Source organism: Pseudomonas putida NBRC 14164 (genome assembly GCF_000412675.1).
Classification (GTDB): Bacteria; Pseudomonadota; Gammaproteobacteria; order Pseudomonadales; family Pseudomonadaceae; genus Aquipseudomonas; species Aquipseudomonas putida.
On sequence record NC_021505.1, the window covers coordinates 2,399,484 to 2,414,451 of the forward strand.

The 14,968-nt window shown below is 63.4% G+C and carries 14 protein-coding genes; 9 read left to right on the forward strand and 5 right to left on the reverse strand.

Annotated features, from left to right (window positions below; translation table 11 throughout):
- Nucleotides 1-49: 49 nt before the first annotated feature.
- On the reverse strand, nucleotides 50-1,141 hold the full coding sequence (locus PP4_RS10720) for a tartrate dehydrogenase (protein WP_016499198.1): 1,092 nt from the start codon (nucleotides 1,139-1,141) through the stop codon (nucleotides 50-52).
- Nucleotides 1,142-1,238: 97 nt separating this feature from the next.
- Between PP4_RS10720 and PP4_RS10725 the strand changes: the two genes are divergently transcribed.
- Entirely contained in the window at nucleotides 1,239-2,150 is a 912-nt protein-coding gene (locus PP4_RS10725; RefSeq protein WP_016499199.1) for a LysR substrate-binding domain-containing protein, read from the forward strand.
- Between the two features lie 41 nt (nucleotides 2,151-2,191).
- Here PP4_RS10725 and PP4_RS10730 read toward each other — a convergent pair whose 3' ends face one another.
- The gene (locus PP4_RS10730; RefSeq protein WP_016499200.1) at nucleotides 2,192-2,674 is read right to left on the reverse strand and encodes an Lrp/AsnC family transcriptional regulator; all 483 of its coding nucleotides are present in this window, start codon (nucleotides 2,672-2,674) and stop codon (nucleotides 2,192-2,194) included.
- A gap of 123 nt (nucleotides 2,675-2,797) precedes the next feature.
- On the opposite strand from PP4_RS10730, the gene PP4_RS10735 reads away from it, so the two are divergent.
- Nucleotides 2,798-3,829, forward strand: a complete 1,032-nt coding sequence (locus tag PP4_RS10735; protein WP_041167684.1) for a histone deacetylase family protein — start codon at nucleotides 2,798-2,800, stop codon at nucleotides 3,827-3,829.
- A gap of 87 nt (nucleotides 3,830-3,916) precedes the next feature.
- The gene (locus tag PP4_RS10740; protein WP_016499202.1) at nucleotides 3,917-5,320 is read left to right on the forward strand and encodes an amino acid permease; all 1,404 of its coding nucleotides are present in this window, start codon (nucleotides 3,917-3,919) and stop codon (nucleotides 5,318-5,320) included.
- A gap of 126 nt (nucleotides 5,321-5,446) precedes the next feature.
- On the opposite strand, the gene PP4_RS10745 is transcribed toward PP4_RS10740, so the two are convergent.
- On the reverse strand, nucleotides 5,447-6,319 hold the full coding sequence (locus PP4_RS10745) for a LysR family transcriptional regulator (protein WP_016499203.1): 873 nt from the start codon (nucleotides 6,317-6,319) through the stop codon (nucleotides 5,447-5,449).
- Nucleotides 6,320-6,454: 135 nt separating this feature from the next.
- On the opposite strand from PP4_RS10745, the gene PP4_RS10750 reads away from it, so the two are divergent.
- The 5 genes from PP4_RS10750 (at nucleotide 6,455) to PP4_RS10770 (ending at nucleotide 11,806) form a co-directional block, all read left to right on the forward strand.
- Nucleotides 6,455-7,576 (forward strand): muconate cycloisomerase family protein, encoded by a 1,122-nt coding sequence (locus tag PP4_RS10750; protein WP_016499204.1) that lies wholly within the window; start codon nucleotides 6,455-6,457, stop codon nucleotides 7,574-7,576.
- Nucleotides 7,577-7,597: 21 nt separating this feature from the next.
- Nucleotides 7,598-7,888, forward strand: a complete 291-nt coding sequence (catC, locus tag PP4_RS10755; RefSeq protein ID WP_016487549.1) for a muconolactone Delta-isomerase — start codon at nucleotides 7,598-7,600, stop codon at nucleotides 7,886-7,888.
- Nucleotides 7,889-7,931: 43 nt separating this feature from the next.
- Nucleotides 7,932-8,867, forward strand: coding sequence for a catechol 1,2-dioxygenase (gene catA / locus PP4_RS10760; protein ID WP_016499205.1), 936 nt, complete (start codon nucleotides 7,932-7,934; stop codon nucleotides 8,865-8,867).
- A gap of 184 nt (nucleotides 8,868-9,051) precedes the next feature.
- Nucleotides 9,052-9,546 carry a GNAT family N-acetyltransferase gene (locus PP4_RS10765; RefSeq protein WP_016499206.1) on the forward strand — a complete coding sequence of 165 codons (495 nt, stop codon included), beginning with the start codon at nucleotides 9,052-9,054 and terminating at the stop codon, nucleotides 9,544-9,546.
- Nucleotides 9,547-9,709: 163 nt separating this feature from the next.
- Nucleotides 9,710-11,806 carry a putative bifunctional diguanylate cyclase/phosphodiesterase gene (locus PP4_RS10770; RefSeq protein WP_016499207.1) on the forward strand — a complete coding sequence of 699 codons (2,097 nt, stop codon included), beginning with the start codon at nucleotides 9,710-9,712 and terminating at the stop codon, nucleotides 11,804-11,806.
- Nucleotides 11,807-11,979: 173 nt separating this feature from the next.
- Here the strand turns inward: PP4_RS10770 and PP4_RS10775 are convergent, their stop codons facing one another.
- Nucleotides 11,980-12,804 (reverse strand): aldo/keto reductase, encoded by an 825-nt coding sequence (locus PP4_RS10775; protein ID WP_016499208.1) that lies wholly within the window; start codon nucleotides 12,802-12,804, stop codon nucleotides 11,980-11,982.
- Nucleotides 12,805-13,050: 246 nt separating this feature from the next.
- Between PP4_RS10775 and PP4_RS10780 the strand changes: the two genes are divergently transcribed.
- Nucleotides 13,051-13,929 carry a DMT family transporter gene (locus PP4_RS10780; protein WP_016499209.1) on the forward strand — a complete coding sequence of 293 codons (879 nt, stop codon included), beginning with the start codon at nucleotides 13,051-13,053 and terminating at the stop codon, nucleotides 13,927-13,929.
- Nucleotides 13,930-13,937: 8 nt separating this feature from the next.
- Here PP4_RS10780 and PP4_RS10785 read toward each other — a convergent pair whose 3' ends face one another.
- Nucleotides 13,938-14,840: a LysR family transcriptional regulator gene (locus tag PP4_RS10785; protein WP_016499210.1), complete on the reverse strand. Its 903-nt coding sequence runs from the start codon at nucleotides 14,838-14,840 to the stop codon at nucleotides 13,938-13,940.
- Nucleotides 14,841-14,968: the final 128 nt, after the last annotated feature.

Here is a 14,968-nt window from a genome sequence, read left to right on the forward strand (position 1 = left end):
AGGCAAAGGGCCGATTGTCAGACACTCCTGACAATCGGCCCCGGGTACATCAGGCTTCGATCAGCGCGGTGATGGCCTGGCCCACTTGCTGGGTAGACTGCTGGCCACCCATGTCGCGGGTTACGTCACCGGCGGCGATGACCTGCTCGATGGCTTTGAGGATGTCATCATGGGCAGCGCGGTAGCGTGGGTCGGTGCCTTCGTTGCCGAGGAAATCGAGCATCAGCGCACCGGACCAGATCATCGCGATCGGGTTGGCGATGTTCTTGCCGTAGATGTCCGGGGCCGAGCCGTGCACCGGCTCGAACAGCGACGGGAACTTGCGCTCGGGGTTCAGGTTGGCCGATGGCGCGATGCCGATGGTGCCGGCGCAGGCCGGGCCGAGGTCGGACAGGATGTCGCCGAACAGGTTCGAGGCCACGACCACATCGAAGCGGTCTGGTTGCAGTACGAAGCGGGCGCAGAGGATATCAATGTGCTGCTTGTCCCAGCTGATTTCCGGATAATTGGCTGCCATTGCGGCGGTGCGTTCGTCCCAGTACGGCATGCTCACGGCCATGCCGTTGGACTTGGTGGCCGAGGTGACGTGCTTGCGCTCGCGGGTCTGGGCCACTTCGAAAGCGTACTTGAGAATGCGGTCGACGCCACGGCGGGTGAACACCGATTCCTGCAGCACGAACTCGTTCTCGGTGCCTTCGAACATGCGCCCGCCCAGCGACGAGTACTCGCCTTCGGTGTTTTCGCGGATGACAACGAAGTCGATGTCGCCGGGTTCACGACCAGCCAGCGGGCAGGGTACGCCGGGGAACAGGCGCACCGGGCGAATGTTCACGTACTGGTCGAAGTCGCGGCGGAACTTGAGCAGCGAACCCCACAGCGAGATGTGGTCCGGCACTTTGTCTGGCCAGCCCACGGCACCAAAGTACAGGGCGTCGAAACCTTTGAGCTGTTCGAACCAGTCGTCCGGCATCATCTTGCCGTGGGCCAGGTAGTAGTCGCAGCTGGCCCACTCGAAGAACTCGAAGCTGATGTCCAGGCCATGCTTGCGCGCAGCGGCCTCGACCACCCGAATGCCTTCAGGCAGTACTTCGTTGCCGATGCCGTCGCCTGGGATTGCCGCGATTCTGAAGGTCTTGCTCATGGGGTGCACTCGTTGTCTAGGGAACAGGTGCTGGCCATGCTATAAGGGCTTGGCCTGGAGATAATCTGGCCAATCATTGATTCTTGGAACACGATACGTGAACAATCTGCCCAGCCTCGACGACCTCAATATCTTCCTGCAAGTGGCCAAGCGCGCCAGCTTCGCGGCCGTTGCCGACGAGCTGGGCATGTCGGCGGCGTACATCAGCAAGCGCATTCGCGTGCTTGAGCAAACCCTGGAAGTGCGCCTGTTGCACCGCACCACCCGGCGGGTGACGGTGAGCGAGGAGGGCGAGCGGGTGTATCAATGGGCCTTGCAGATATTCGACGCCGTGCAGCGCATGGGCGATGACATCAGTGCCCAGCACCGCGAGCCGACCGGGCAGTTGCGCATTGCCAGCAGCCTGGGGCTGGGTCGGCGCTTCGTGGCGCCGGCTCTGTCGGAGTTGGCCGAGCGCTACCCGCGGCTGGACATTCGCCTGGATGTGCACGACCGCCTGGTGGACCTGATTGCCGAAGGTGTCGACCTGGACATCCGCGTGGGCAACGCCATTGCCCCCAACCTGATCGCCAAGCCGCTGGCCCGCAACCGCCGGGTACTGTGCGCCGCCCCGGCGTACCTGGCGCGGCGCGGCACGCCCAAGGTGCTGGGCGACCTGGGCAGCCACGACTGCCTGGTGATCAAGGAGCGCGACCACCCGTTCGGCGTGTGGCAACTGATGGGGCCGCTGGGTGAAGAAAGCGTGCGGGTGACCGGCGGCCTGTCGACCAACCATGGCGAAGTGGCGCACCAGTGGTGCCTGGACGGGCGCGGGATACTACTGCGTTCATGGTGGGACGTGCACGACAGCTTGCAGGACGGGCGCCTGGTGCAGGTGTTGGAGGCTTATCACCAGCCGGCGGACATCTGGGCGGTGTACACCTCGCCGCTGGCCAGCTCGGCCAAGGTGCGGGTGGCGGTGGACTTTTTCCGTCATTACTTTGCCGAGCGGTACAGCTTGCCGGAGTAGGCCGCTCCCACAAAAGTCAAAAGCAGGTTGGGTAAAGGCCTTCAGGGCACGGGTATTCGGGAAACCGCCTTCACTTCGCGCAGCGCCAGGCTCGACTGGATCGAGGCAATGCCTGGCTGACGACGCAACACCTCTTCCACGAATCGCCCATAACTTTCCAGGTCATTTGCCAACACCGTCAGCACATAGTCAGCCTCGCCGGTAACCTTGTGGCAGGACAGCACCTGCGGCAGCTTCAGGATCACCTGCTCGAACTCATCCGGTGCGTTGGCCGAATGGTTGCCAAAGCGCACCTGGGCAAACGCCATCACGTCGTAGCCCAGCTTCCTGCGGTCGAGGTTGGCCTGGTAATCCTTGATGATGCCCAGCTCCTCCAGCCGTTTGCGCCTGCGCCAGCAGGGCGTCACGGTCATCGACAAACGCTCGCCCAGCGCAGCGCTCGACAGGGTGCCGTCCTCCTGCAGAAGGCGCAGCAGCTCGCGGTCGGTGTCGTCCAGTTGTTCAATAGCAAAGGCTTTGCTCATAGGTAACCAACCTTGTGAATACTTTGCTCAAGCATCCGGTTTGATTGAGCATAAAGCAAAGCATTTTCACCGCTCTGTCGCGAAAATTGGTTATCCGGTAACCCCTTGGAAAAGGACATTCGTGTGCTGACAGTATTTAGCAACAACCACCGCTTGCACCATGGCTCGGAACTCAAGGACGGCGCCATTACGCCATCGTTCGAAAACCCCCAGCGTGCCGACACCGTGCTGGCCCGGGTGCACAGCACCGGCCTTGGCGATGTCATTGCCGAACAGGCCTTCGACCGTGGCTGCTACGTGGCGGCGCACAGCGAGCGCTATGTAAGCTTCCTGGAAAGTGCCTGGTCGGAATGGGCCGACACCGGCAAAACCCACGATGCGCTGCCGCTGGTGTGGCCAGTGCGCGACCTGGCCATCGACCGTGAGCCCGGCTTCATCGACGGCAAGCTGGGCTTCTATGCCATGGACGCGGGGGCCCCGATCACCGCCGGCACCTGGGAGGCGGTGCGCAGCAGCGCCAACGTTGCCTTGACCGGCATGCAGCGCATCATCGACGGTGCCGACAGCGCCTTCGCCCTGTGCCGCCCACCGGGGCACCATGCAGCACGGGAATACATGGGCGGCTACTGCTACCTGAACAACGCCGCCATCGCAGCCGAGCGCTGCCTCAGTCAAGGCGCCAAACGCGTTGCCGTGCTGGATGTGGACTTCCACCACGGCAACGGCACACAGAACATCTTTTACGATCGCCCCGATGTCTTCTTCGCCTCCCTGCATGGCGACCCGCACGTGTCCTACCCGTACTTTTCCGGCTACGCCCATGAACAAGGCGCAGGCGCTGGCGAGGGTTTCAACGCCAACTACCCGATGGGCAAGGGCACACGCTGGGCCCAGTACCAGCCGGCTTTGCAGGATGCACTCAAGCGCATCGTCGCGCACAGGCCGCAGTTTCTGGTTGTGTCGCTGGGGGTCGACACCTTCGAGGATGACCCGATCAGCCACTTCAAGCTCACCAGCGAAGACTTCCTGCGCATGGGCGCCGAGATCGCCAGTGCGGGTATCCCGACCCTGTTCGTGATGGAAGGCGGCTACATGGTCGACGAAATCGGCATCAATGCCGTGAACACCCTGCAAGGGTTCGAAAGCGCGCGCTAACCCGCGTAACAAGCCGTGGCGAAGCCTGTAAAGGGCTTTGCCACGGCACCGCGACATGTGACAGGCCAACAATAACAAGAGGTCGCCATGCAAGACATGCCCGCAAGCCTTGAGCAAAGCAAACCGGTAACGCCCGACCGTGAAGGGCACCTGCAACGCACGCTGGAAAACCGCCACATTCAGCTGATTTCCATAGGCGGCGCCATCGGCACCGGCCTGTTCATGGGCTCCGGCAAGGTGATCGCGCTGTCCGGCACCTCGATTTTGCTGGTGTACGCCATCCTCGGGTTTTTCGTGTTCTTCGTCATGCGCGCCATGGGCGAGTTGCTGTTGTCCGACCTGCGCTTCAAGTCGTTCGCCGACATCGTTGCCCATTACCTGGGGCCGCGCGCCGGCTTTGTGCTGAGCTGGTCGTACTGGCTGAGCTGGAGCGTGGCGGTGGTCGGCGACGTGGTCGTGGTGGCCGGGTTCTTCCAGTACTGGTACCCCGATGCACCGGCCTGGCTACCCGCGTTCTTCACCCTGTTCGTGCTGCTGGGGCTGAACATGCTGGCGGTGCGGATTTTTGGCGAGGTGGAGTTCTGGTTCGGCATCATCAAGATCGTCGCCATCGTGCTGTTGATCATCACGGCGGCGGTGATGATCGCGACCTCATACACCTCACCTAATGGCGTGGTTGCTTCGCTGTCCAACGTGGTCGCGCCGGGTGCGGTGCTGCCCCATGGCATCAGCGGTTTCTTTGCGGGCTTCCAGATTGCCGTGTTTTCCTTTGCCGGCACCGAACTGATCGGCACCACCGCCGCCGAGGCAAAGAACCCGCATCGCTCGCTGCCCAAGGCCATAAACACCATCCCCTTGCGCATTCTGCTGTTCTACATCCTGGCGCTGGTGTGCATCATCAGCGTGGTGTCGTGGGCCGAGGTGCCGGCCAACCGCAGCCCCTTCGTCGAGCTGTTCCTGCTGGCCGGCTTCCCCGCGGCGGCCGGCATGATCAACTTCGTGGTACTGACCTCGGCAGCCTCTTCGGCCAACAGTGGTGTCTACTCGGGCTGCCGGATGCTGTTCGGGCTGGCCGAGCGGCGTAACGCGCCGGCCCTGTTCGCCAGGCTTTCGGCACTGAGCGTGCCGGTGTATAGCCTGGTGTTTTCCGGCGTATGCATGCTGATCGGGTTGAGCCTGCTGTTCATCATCCCGGAGGTGATGACGGTGTTCACGCTGATTTCCACCGTTTCGGCAATCCTGGTGATCTTTACCTGGTCGATGATCCTTGCGGCGTACCTTGCCTATCGCAAACGCAACCCGTCTGCGCACGATGCCTCGGCGTTCAAGTTGCCGGGCGGGGTGCCGATGGCCATCACCACCCTGGGTTTTCTCGGCTTTGTGCTGGTGCTGCTGGCGCTGCAGCCGGATACCCGGTTGGCGCTGTGCGTGATGCCGTTGTGGTTCGTGTTCCTGCTGCTGGCCTACCGCCGCCGCGCAGCACACCCCTGAGCGGATGACATATCCCTGTGGGAGCGGGTTCACCCGCGAAGGCCCCAACGCGGTGCATGGCACCGGCTGCGCCGGTGTTCGCGGCTAAAGCCGCTCCCACAGGTCCCGCGTGGCTTCTGGTTTTACTCACCCGATCTGCAGGGCGATCAACCCCAGGCACCGCTGCACGATCGGGCTCACGTCACCCTTGCGCCGGCTAAGTATGATCGGGCTGACGGCGCTGCTATCAAGCAAGCCGACATACTCGATATCGGTGCGGTGCTGCTGTTGTACCGATGCTGGCACCAGGGTTACCCCCACGCCGACGGCCACCAGGCCGATGGCCGTCTGCAGTTCGTTGGCCCACTGGCTGACGCGGATGCTCATGCCGTGCTGGGCGAACAGCGCAAGCACGTGGTCGGCATAACTGGGCCGGGGGTTGGCCGGGTAGAGGATGAACGCCTCGCCAGCCAGCTGGGCGAGGCTGAGCGGGCTGCCCGCCAGCGGGTGGCCCTTGGGCAGCACGGCCACCAGCGGGTCTTCACGCAGGACCTGTTGCGCAATGGCCGCGTCCTCGATGCGAATGCGCCCGAAGGCGATGTCGATGCGCCCGCTCTTCAGCGCTTCCACCTGCTGCAGCGTGGTCATCTCGCTCAGCCCCAGTTCCAGCTCGCTGTCCTGGCGCAGCTCGCGGATCAGCTCTGGCAGCACGTTGTACAGGGTCGAGGGGGCAAAGCCGATGCCCAGCCACTGGCGCTGGCCCTGGCCAATGCGGCGGGTGTTGTCGCTGATGTTCTGCAGTTGCTGCAGTACGGTGCAGGTCTGCTCATAGAAGAAGCGGCCGGCCTCGGTCAGCCGCAGAGGGCGTTCGCGCGCTATCAGCAAGGTGCCGAGCTCGTCCTCCAGCTGGCTGATCTGCCGGCTCAGGGGCGGTTGGGCAATGTGCAGCAGCTCGGCGGCGCGGGTGAAGTTCAGGGTCTCGGCCAAGACCTTGAAGTAACGCAGGTGGCGCAGCTCCATCAGACCTCCAGGGTATGGTGGGAGATTCATTTGATATTGGACGGTCATCAGGGTCTCGCGCAATCCTTGAACAATCAAGTAAATGCACCAATCGGGCCTGCAACTGGCAGCCCGACCTGACGGGACCTGGCAACAATGACAAGCGCGCTGATTGAACGTATTGATGCAATTATCGTCGACCTGCCGACCATTCGCCCGCACAAGCTGGCAATGCACACCATGCAGCAGCAGACCCTGGTGGTATTGCGTGTGCGTTGCAGCGATGGCGTGGAAGGTATCGGTGAGGCCACCACCATCGGTGGCCTGGCCTATGGCTACGAAAGCCCCGAGGGCATCAAGGCCAACATCGACGCCCACCTGGCCCCGGCGCTGATCGGCCTGGCGGCGGACAACATCAACGCCGCTATGCTCAAGCTTGACAAGCTGGCCAAGGGCAACACTTTTGCCAAGTCGGGTATCGAAAGCGCCTTGCTCGACGCCCAGGGCAAACGCCTGGGCCTGCCGGTCAGCGAACTGCTGGGCGGCCGCGTGCGCGACAGCCTGGAAGTGGCCTGGACCCTGGCCAGTGGCGACACGGCCCGTGATATCGCCGAAGCCCGACACATGCTGGAAATTCGCCGTCACCGGGTGTTCAAGCTGAAGATTGGCGCCAACCCGGTGGAGCAGGACCTCAAACACGTGGTGACGATAAAACGCGAACTGGGCGACAGCGCCAGTGTGCGAGTGGACGTGAATCAGTACTGGGACGAATCCCAGGCCATCCGCGCTTGCCAGGTGCTTGGCGACAACGGCATCGACCTGATCGAGCAACCGATTTCGCGTATCAACCGCGGTGGCCAGGTGCGCCTGAACCAGCGCAGCCCTGCACCGATCATGGCCGATGAGTCCATCGAAAGCGTCGAGGATGCCTTCAGCCTGGCCGCCGACGGCGCCGCCAGCATCTTTGCCCTGAAAATCGCCAAGAACGGCGGCCCGCGTGCTGTGCTGCGCACTGCGCAAATCGCCGAGGCCGCCGGTATCGGCCTGTATGGCGGCACCATGCTCGAGGGCTCGATCGGCACCCTGGCCTCGGCCCACGCCTTCCTTACCTTGCGCCAACTGACCTGGGGCACCGAGCTGTTCGGCCCGCTGCTGCTGACCGAAGAAATCGTCAACGAGCCGCCGCAATATCGCGACTTCCAGCTGCACATTCCCCGTACCCCAGGCCTGGGCCTGACCCTGGACGAACAGCGCCTGGCGCGCTTCGCCCGTCGCTGATCAGCAAACAAGGAGATAATCATGCTGTTCCACGTGAAGATGACCGTGAAACTGCCGGTGGACATGGACCCGGCCAAGGCTACCCAGCTCAAGGCCGATGAAAAGGAACTGGCCCAGCGCCTGCAACGTGAAGGGACTTGGCGCCACCTGTGGCGCATTGCCGGGCACTACGCAAACTACAGCGTGTTCGATGTGCCCAGCGTCGAGGCGTTGCACGACACCCTGATGCAACTGCCGTTGTTCCCGTACATGGACATCGAGGTCGACGGCCTGTGCCGGCATCCCTCGTCGATCCACAGCGACGACCGCTGATACGCACCTGTCTACCTGACAAGAACAATATGAGGTACGCCCGATGACCGTGAAAATTTCCCACACTGCCGACATTCAAGCCTTCTTCAATAAAGTGGCGGGCCTGGACCACGCCGAAGGCAACCCACGCTTCAAGCAGATCATCCTGCGTGTGCTGCAAGACACCGCGCGCCTGGTCGAAGACCTGGAAATCACCGAAGACGAGTTCTGGCACGCCATTGATTATCTCAACCGCCTGGGTGGCCGTAACGAAGCCGGCCTGCTGGCTGCAGGCCTGGGCATCGAGCACTTCCTCGACCTGCTGCAGGACGCCAAGGATGCCGAAGCCGGCCTGGGTGGCGGCACCCCGCGTACCATCGAAGGCCCGCTGTATGTCGCCGGGGCGCCGCTGGTACAAGGCGAAGCGCGCATGGACGACGGCACCGACCCAGGGGTGGTGATGTTCCTGAAAGGCCAGGTGTTCGACGCCGAAGGCAAGCCGCTGGCCGGCGCCACCGTCGACCTCTGGCACGCCAACACCCAAGGTACTTATTCGTACTTCGACTCGACCCAGTCCGAGTACAACCTGCGCCGCCGCATCATCACCGATGCCGAGGGCCGCTACCGTGCGCGCTCCATCGTGCCATCGGGGTATGGCTGCGACCCGCAGGGCCCGACCCAGGAATGCCTGGACTTGCTCGGGCGTCATGGCCAGCGCCCGGCGCATGTGCACTTCTTCATCTCGGCACCCGGGCACCGCCATCTGACCACGCAGATCAACTTCGAGGGTGACAAGTACCTGTGGGACGACTTTGCCTACGCCACCCGTGACGGGCTGATCGGCGAGCTGCGTTTTGTCGAGGATGCTGCGGCGGCGCGTGACCGCGGCGTTCAAGGCGCGCGTTTTGCCGAACTGGCGTTCGACTTCCACCTGCAGGGGGCCACGGCGGTGGAGGCCGAGGCACGCAGCCACCGGCCGCGTGCGTTGCAGGAAGGCTGAAACCGTTGAGGCTGCTGTGCAGCCCGTTCGCGGCACAAGGCCGCGAAAGGGGCGCACAGCGCCCCCAAAATGCTGACCATTTTTCGCTGTGTTTTTGCCTGGGCCTTTCCGTGCGGGGAGGGCCCGGGCTTTTTGCTGTTAGGCCCGGTGATCTAGAATCGACCTTTTGCCTGAGCCCCACCCCATGCTGCCCATTGCGCTGCTGCCAACCACCGCTGACCAGGCCCCGCTGATCCGCAACCTCTACCAGTTCTATTCCTACGAGTCCTCCGACTGGGAGCAGGAGGACGTCGAAGTGGACGGCCGCTTCTATATCCACGACGAGCACCTGCACCGCTACTGGCAGGACGACGGCTGGGGCGCCTACCTGGTGCTGGCGGACGGCTTCATCGCCGGCTTCGTACTGGTGGAACGCAGCGAATTGCCGGGCATCGAAGCGCTGGAACTGGCTGACCTGTTCATCCTGAAAAAGTACCGCCGCCAGGGCATCGGCCAGGCGGTGGCGTTGCAGCTGCTGGGCGGCGAGGGCGACTGGTTGCTGCGGTGCTACGCACATGATGCCCCGGCCGTGGCGTTCTGCAAGGCCGTGCTGGCGAACCTGTCGCGCCCGGCGCAGGCCATTGCCCTGGCTGATGAACCGGACCTGCTCAGTTTCCTGGTGAGCGGCGCCCGCCATTGAGGGCTTGCCCGCCTTCGTTCGTCCTTGAAGAGGAATAGCGACATTTTTGTGAGCTACTTCACAAAATCGTCATGAGCGGCATAATGCCATCAACGCTTTCAAAAACCCGGCCACTGCTTGCCGGGGTCCCTTTTCATGCGCTTCGAAGGTTCAGGTAAAGTTCATGTCGTTAGTCGCAAGCCCCGACATCATGTACCGGCTATTGATTCAGAGTGTGGTGGACTATGCCATCTACATGCTCACCCCCGAAGGTGTCGTCGCCAACTGGAACCCCGGCGCTCAGCGTGCCAAGGGGTACCACGCCGAGGAAATCGTCGGCCAGCATTACTCTCTGTTCTACACCGATGCCGAGCGCGCCGCCGGGTTGCCCGCGCATAACCTGGAGCAGGCGCGCAGCACCGGGCGCTTTGAAGAGATCGGTTCACGCCTGCGCAAGGATGGCTCGGCCTTCCACGCCCATGTGGTGATCGACGCCGTGTACGACGATGCCGGCCAACTGGTGGGGTTTGCCAAGGTTACCCGCGACATTTCCGAACGCCGCCGTCAGGAGCTGGAGCTGCTGCAGGCCAAGGAACTGGCCGAGCAGTACAGCCAGGAAATGGCCAAGCTTTCGCAGTTCCTGGATTCGGTCATTGCCAATATCCCCGCCAGCGTCATCGTCCAGGACCTGGAAAGCCAGCGTATCCTGCTGGCCAACCAGCAGGCCGAGCGCCTGTTCGGCGGGCCAGAGCGCAGCATGATCGGCCAACTGCCTGGCGAGTGCCTGAGCCCGGCGGCTGCCGACTACCTTGAGCAGCAACTGGCCCGTGGTGCCCGTAGCACCAAGGGCCATGCTGCCGAGACCCGGGTCGACACCGCCCGTGGCCCGCGTACCCTGCGCAGCCGTACCTTGCTCAGCCAGAACCGCGAAGGCCAGGCTGATTACGTGCTGTTTGTTGCCGAAGATGCCACCGAGGAACTGGCCGCTCACGCGCAGATCCACCACATGGCGCACCATGACGCGCTCACCGGGCTGCCCAACCGCACGCTGTTCAACGAACGCCTGCGCCAGGCGCTGGTGCGTGGCAGCGAGAACGCCAAGCTGACCGCTGCACTGTGCCTGGACCTGGACAACTTCAAGAACATCAACGATTCCCTGGGCCATGCCTTCGGCGACAAGTTGTTGCGTGAGTTGGGTAAGCGCCTGCGCCGTGAGCTGCGTGAACACGACACCCTGGCCCGCCTGGGCGGTGACGAGTTTGCCGTGGTGCTGACCGGGCTTGATGGCCGCGATGCCGCGTGCAACACCGCGCAGCGCCTGATCAATGCCATTTGCCCGCCGTTCCAGATCGAAGGCCACCAGTTCACGGTGGGGGTGAGCATCGGCGTTGCCATTGCCCCCGATGACAATGACCAGGCCGAGCAGTTGCTCGGCTATGCCGACATGGCGCTGTACGAGGCCAAGCGCAACGGGCGAAACCGCTACGAGTGCTTCGAGGTGGAACTGGACGTTGCAGCCCGCCAGCGCCGCCTGGTGGAAACCGACCTGCGTACTGCGCTGCACCTGGGCCAGCTGCAACTGCACTACCAACCGGTGGTCGACCAGCAGACCCATTGCATCACTGGCTACGAGGCTTTGCTGCGCTGGGAGCACCCGAGCCGTGGCATGGTGATGCCCATGGACTTCATCCCCATTGCCGAGGAAACCGGGTTGATTCATGAGCTGGGCACCCGGGCCTTGAACCTGGCCTGCCAGGAAGCGGCCAGCTGGGACAGCGAGCAGACGGTGTCGGTCAACCTGTCGCCGGTGCAGTTCAAGAATGCCAACCTGGTGCAGGTTGTGGCCTTGGCCCTGGCCGACTCGGGCCTGCCGGCGCAGCGCCTGGAACTGGAAATCACCGAGTCGGTGCTGCTGGGTAACAGCGAGGAAAACGTGCGCACCTTGCGCGCGCTGAAAGACCTGGGCGTGTCCATTTCGCTGGACGATTTCGGCACCGGCTATTCATCGCTCGGCTACCTGCGGTCGTTCCCGTTCGACCGGATCAAGATCGACAAGTCGTTCGTGCATGACATGTGCGAAAGCCGTGAGGCGATGTCGATCATCCGTGCCATTACCGACCTGTCCAACAGCCTGATGATCAAGACCACGGCCGAGGGGGTGGAGTCGGAAGAGCAGATGCGCCGGCTGGCGGCGGAAGGGTGCTCGCATTTCCAGGGCTACCTGTACGGGCGGCCGGCACCGGCGAGTGAGCGGTTGAAGCAGGTCATTACGCCAGGCTGACGGCTCACGCAGCCCATTGTGGGGGTAATTGTCTTGCTCAAATTTTAAGAGCTTGTGCAATCCTTGTGGGAGCGGGCATGCCTGCGAACACCGGCGCAGCCGGTGCCAGCCACCGAGTTGGCTTCTTCGCGGGCACGCCCGCTCCCACAAGGTCCGTGTCGCGCTTACGAATTTCAGCTATTCCAGTCTGGCGCAAACGGCGGGCTCACCACCCGCTGATCTTTCGGCAACTGGGCAATCGCCGCGCGATCCTCGTCGTCCAGTTGCACGTTCAATGCTGCCAGGTTGGCCAGCTGGTTCTCGCGGCTACTGGCCTTTGGAATCGCCGCCACACCGTCCTGGTCCAGCAACCACTTCAGCGCCACCTGGCTGGGCAGCACGCCGTGCTTGCGGGCAATCGCCTGGATCACCGGCTGCGCCGCCGCCTGGCCGCGGGCCAGCGGGGTGTAGGCGGTAAGCAACAGGTCATGGTGGCGGGCATAGTCCAGCAGCGGTTGCTGGCCGAGCAGCACGTGGTATTCCACCTGGATCGCCGACAACGGCGCCCCCAGGGTTTCCACCACCTGGCGCAGCAGGCCCAGCGGGAAGTTGGCCACACCAATGTGGCGCGCCTTGCCCTCGTCACGCAGCGCTACCAAGGTGTCGATGCTGCGTGCCAGGTCCCAGTCCTTGCCGGGCCAGTGAATGTGGAACAGGTCGACCTGCTCGGTGCCCAGGGCGCGCAGGCTGTCTTCAAGCGACTGGCGCATGGCCTTGGGCTCCAGGCGGTCCCACCACACCTTGGTGGTGAGGTGGATCTGCTCGCGTGGCACGTCGCTGTCGCGCAGGGCCTGGCCAACGGCCGCTTCGTTTTCGTAGGCGGTGGCAGTGTCGATGTGCCGGTAACCCACGTCCAGCGCCTGGTGCACGGCCTGGGTACATTCGGTGCCGGTCATTGGCCAGGTGCCCAAGCCGATTGCTGGCAGGTCCAGACCGCTACGGGTGGTGAGCCTTTGCATGTAAATTCCTTGTAGGGTGTGCAGGGTTCGCACTCGATGGTGGGTGATCAGCGAGGCGCGGGCCATGCGTTCAAGGCACAAAGTGGTCGATCAGCGAACAGTAATTGCAGCCGGCGTGGACAAGCGGCAAATGAACTTCCTTATGCTGCGGCATCTCTTCTAGAATTCGAGCAGTCGCATCCGCCAGGCCACGCCTGTGCGGCCTTCCCTGGGCTTGCCTGCTGGCGCGCCGTCATCGAGAGAGCCATGAGTTCCAGTACACCGCTGTCCGGCGTCAACCAACCCCTGCGCGGCATCGCCTTGGTGGTGGTGGCGACGTTGCTGTTTGCCAGCCACGATGCCTTGTCCAAATTCCTCGGCGGCCTGTACCCGATCGTCATGGTGGTCTGGGCCCGGTACGTGGTGCATACGCTGCTGATGGCCGGCATCTTCCTGCCCAAGTCAGGCCTTAACGTGCTGCGTACGCGCCGCCCGGTGTTGCAGACGCTGCGGGCCTTGAGCCTGCTGAGCACCAGCCTGCTGTTTACCACTGGGCTGCAATACCTGCCGCTGGCCGAGGCCACTGCGGTCAACTTTCTTGCCCCGGTGCTGGTCACCGCGTTATCGGCACCTTTGTTGAAAGAACGGGTGACTGTGGGGCAGTGGGTGGCGGTGGTGATGGGCTTTATCGGCGTGCTGGTGGTGGTGCACCCGGGTGGAGCGATGTTCACCCCGGCAATCCTGTACCCGTTCGGCTCTGCGCTGGGCTTCTGCTTCTATCAGTTGCTGACGCGCATCCTCGCAGCCCATGACAGCCCGACCACCAGCAACTTCTATGCAGGGCTGTGCAACACCTTGGCGATGAGTGCGCTGGTGCCGTTCTTCTGGGAGACGCCGCGTTGGGACCATGCGCTGCTGATGCTGGCGCTGGGTGGCTTTGGCATGACTGCACACCTGCTGCTGACCCAGGCTTTCCGCCATGCAGCCCCGGCGTTGCTGGCGCCGTTCAGCTATTGCCAGATCGTGTTTGCCGGGCTGCTGGGGGTAATCATCTACAGGCAGGTGCCGGATACCCTGAGCCTGGTGGGTATTTCGGTGATCTGCCTCAGTGGGCTGGGCGCGGCGTGGATGCAGCGCAAGAAGTGAGTGATTAGCTACCGGGCCATGAACTGCAAGATGCGTTCGCGTAGCCAGCGCTCGGCCGGGTCGTTGTCCTGGGTGCCGCTCCAGACCATCGACAGTTCGGCCTCGGTGATGTCGAACGGCGCCGGGTCGGCGCGCAGGCTACCGTCGTCGGCCAGGGCGCAGGCGGCGTAGTCCGGCACGGTGGCAATCAGCTCGGTGTTGCGCAGCAGGGCGCGCAGGCTGCCGAACTGCGGCACCGCCAGCACCACCTTGCGGCAACGGCCGATGCGCGCCAGGTCCAGGTCGATGTTGCCGCTCATGTCGCCGGAGAACGACACCATCACATGCGGGCGCGCGCAGTATTCATCGAGGGTAAGCGGGCCGGGGCGGTCGTCGGCGCGCAGCACGCGCACGCCGATGTCGCGCAGCTTGCGGCGTTTGGCCGTGGCCGGCAGGTCGGTGGTGTAGCTCACACCTACCGAGATTTCGCCGCTGGCCAGCAGGCCTGGCATCAACAGGAAGTTGGCCCGGCGCACCACCACACTGATATCCGGGGCTTCTTCGCGCAGGGCCTGCAGCAAGGCCGGGAACAGGCCGAACTCGGCATCGTCCGACAGGCCCAGGCGGAACACATTGCAGCTGCTGGCCGGGTCGAATTCGCGGGCGCGGCTGATGGCGGCGGAAATCACGTCCATCGCTGGCGCCAGTTCGGCAAAGATCTGCAGGGCCCTTGGCGTGGGTTCCATGGCCCGGCCACTGCGGATCAGCAACGGGTCGTCGAACAGTTCGCGCAGGCGGGCGAGGGCGGCGCTGACGGTGGACTGAGTGATGAACAGCTTTTCACCGACACGGGTCAGGTTGCGTTCGATCATCAGGGCTTCGAACAGCACCAGCAGGTTCATGTCGACGCGGCGCAGGTCGTTGCGGTTCATTGGGCTCAGGTTCCGGATATAGAGGGCTTGGCGGTGTATTGAAGCACGCCGCTGGCCTGCTTGCCTTGTATGAATGTGCCGGCCTCTTAGCGGTTCACCCGCGAAGAGGCCAGCACCAGCAAACCTGA

What these genes read in the sequence shown, in the direction of transcription:
- PP4_RS10775 (WP_016499208.1), bottom strand. Translation starts at nt 12,804, where the DNA reads ATGCAAAGGCTCACCACCCGTAGCGGTCTGGACCTGCCAGCAATCGGC.
- PP4_RS10765 (WP_016499206.1), top strand. Translation starts at nt 9,052, where the DNA reads ATGCTGCCCATTGCGCTGCTGCCAACCACCGCTGACCAGGCCCCGCTG.
- PP4_RS10740 (WP_016499202.1), top strand. Translation starts at nt 3,917, where the DNA reads ATGCAAGACATGCCCGCAAGCCTTGAGCAAAGCAAACCGGTAACGCCC.
- catC (WP_016487549.1), top strand. Translation starts at nt 7,598, where the DNA reads ATGCTGTTCCACGTGAAGATGACCGTGAAACTGCCGGTGGACATGGAC.
- PP4_RS10780 (WP_016499209.1), top strand. Translation starts at nt 13,051, where the DNA reads ATGAGTTCCAGTACACCGCTGTCCGGCGTCAACCAACCCCTGCGCGGC.
- PP4_RS10750 (WP_016499204.1), top strand. Translation starts at nt 6,455, where the DNA reads ATGACAAGCGCGCTGATTGAACGTATTGATGCAATTATCGTCGACCTG.
- catA (WP_016499205.1), top strand. Translation starts at nt 7,932, where the DNA reads ATGACCGTGAAAATTTCCCACACTGCCGACATTCAAGCCTTCTTCAAT.
- PP4_RS10770 (WP_016499207.1), top strand. Translation starts at nt 9,710, where the DNA reads ATGTCGTTAGTCGCAAGCCCCGACATCATGTACCGGCTATTGATTCAG.
- PP4_RS10785 (WP_016499210.1), bottom strand. Translation starts at nt 14,840, where the DNA reads ATGAACCGCAACGACCTGCGCCGCGTCGACATGAACCTGCTGGTGCTG.
- PP4_RS10730 (WP_016499200.1), bottom strand. Translation starts at nt 2,674, where the DNA reads ATGAGCAAAGCCTTTGCTATTGAACAACTGGACGACACCGACCGCGAG.
- PP4_RS10720 (WP_016499198.1), bottom strand. Translation starts at nt 1,141, where the DNA reads ATGAGCAAGACCTTCAGAATCGCGGCAATCCCAGGCGACGGCATCGGC.
- PP4_RS10745 (WP_016499203.1), bottom strand. Translation starts at nt 6,319, where the DNA reads ATGGAGCTGCGCCACCTGCGTTACTTCAAGGTCTTGGCCGAGACCCTG.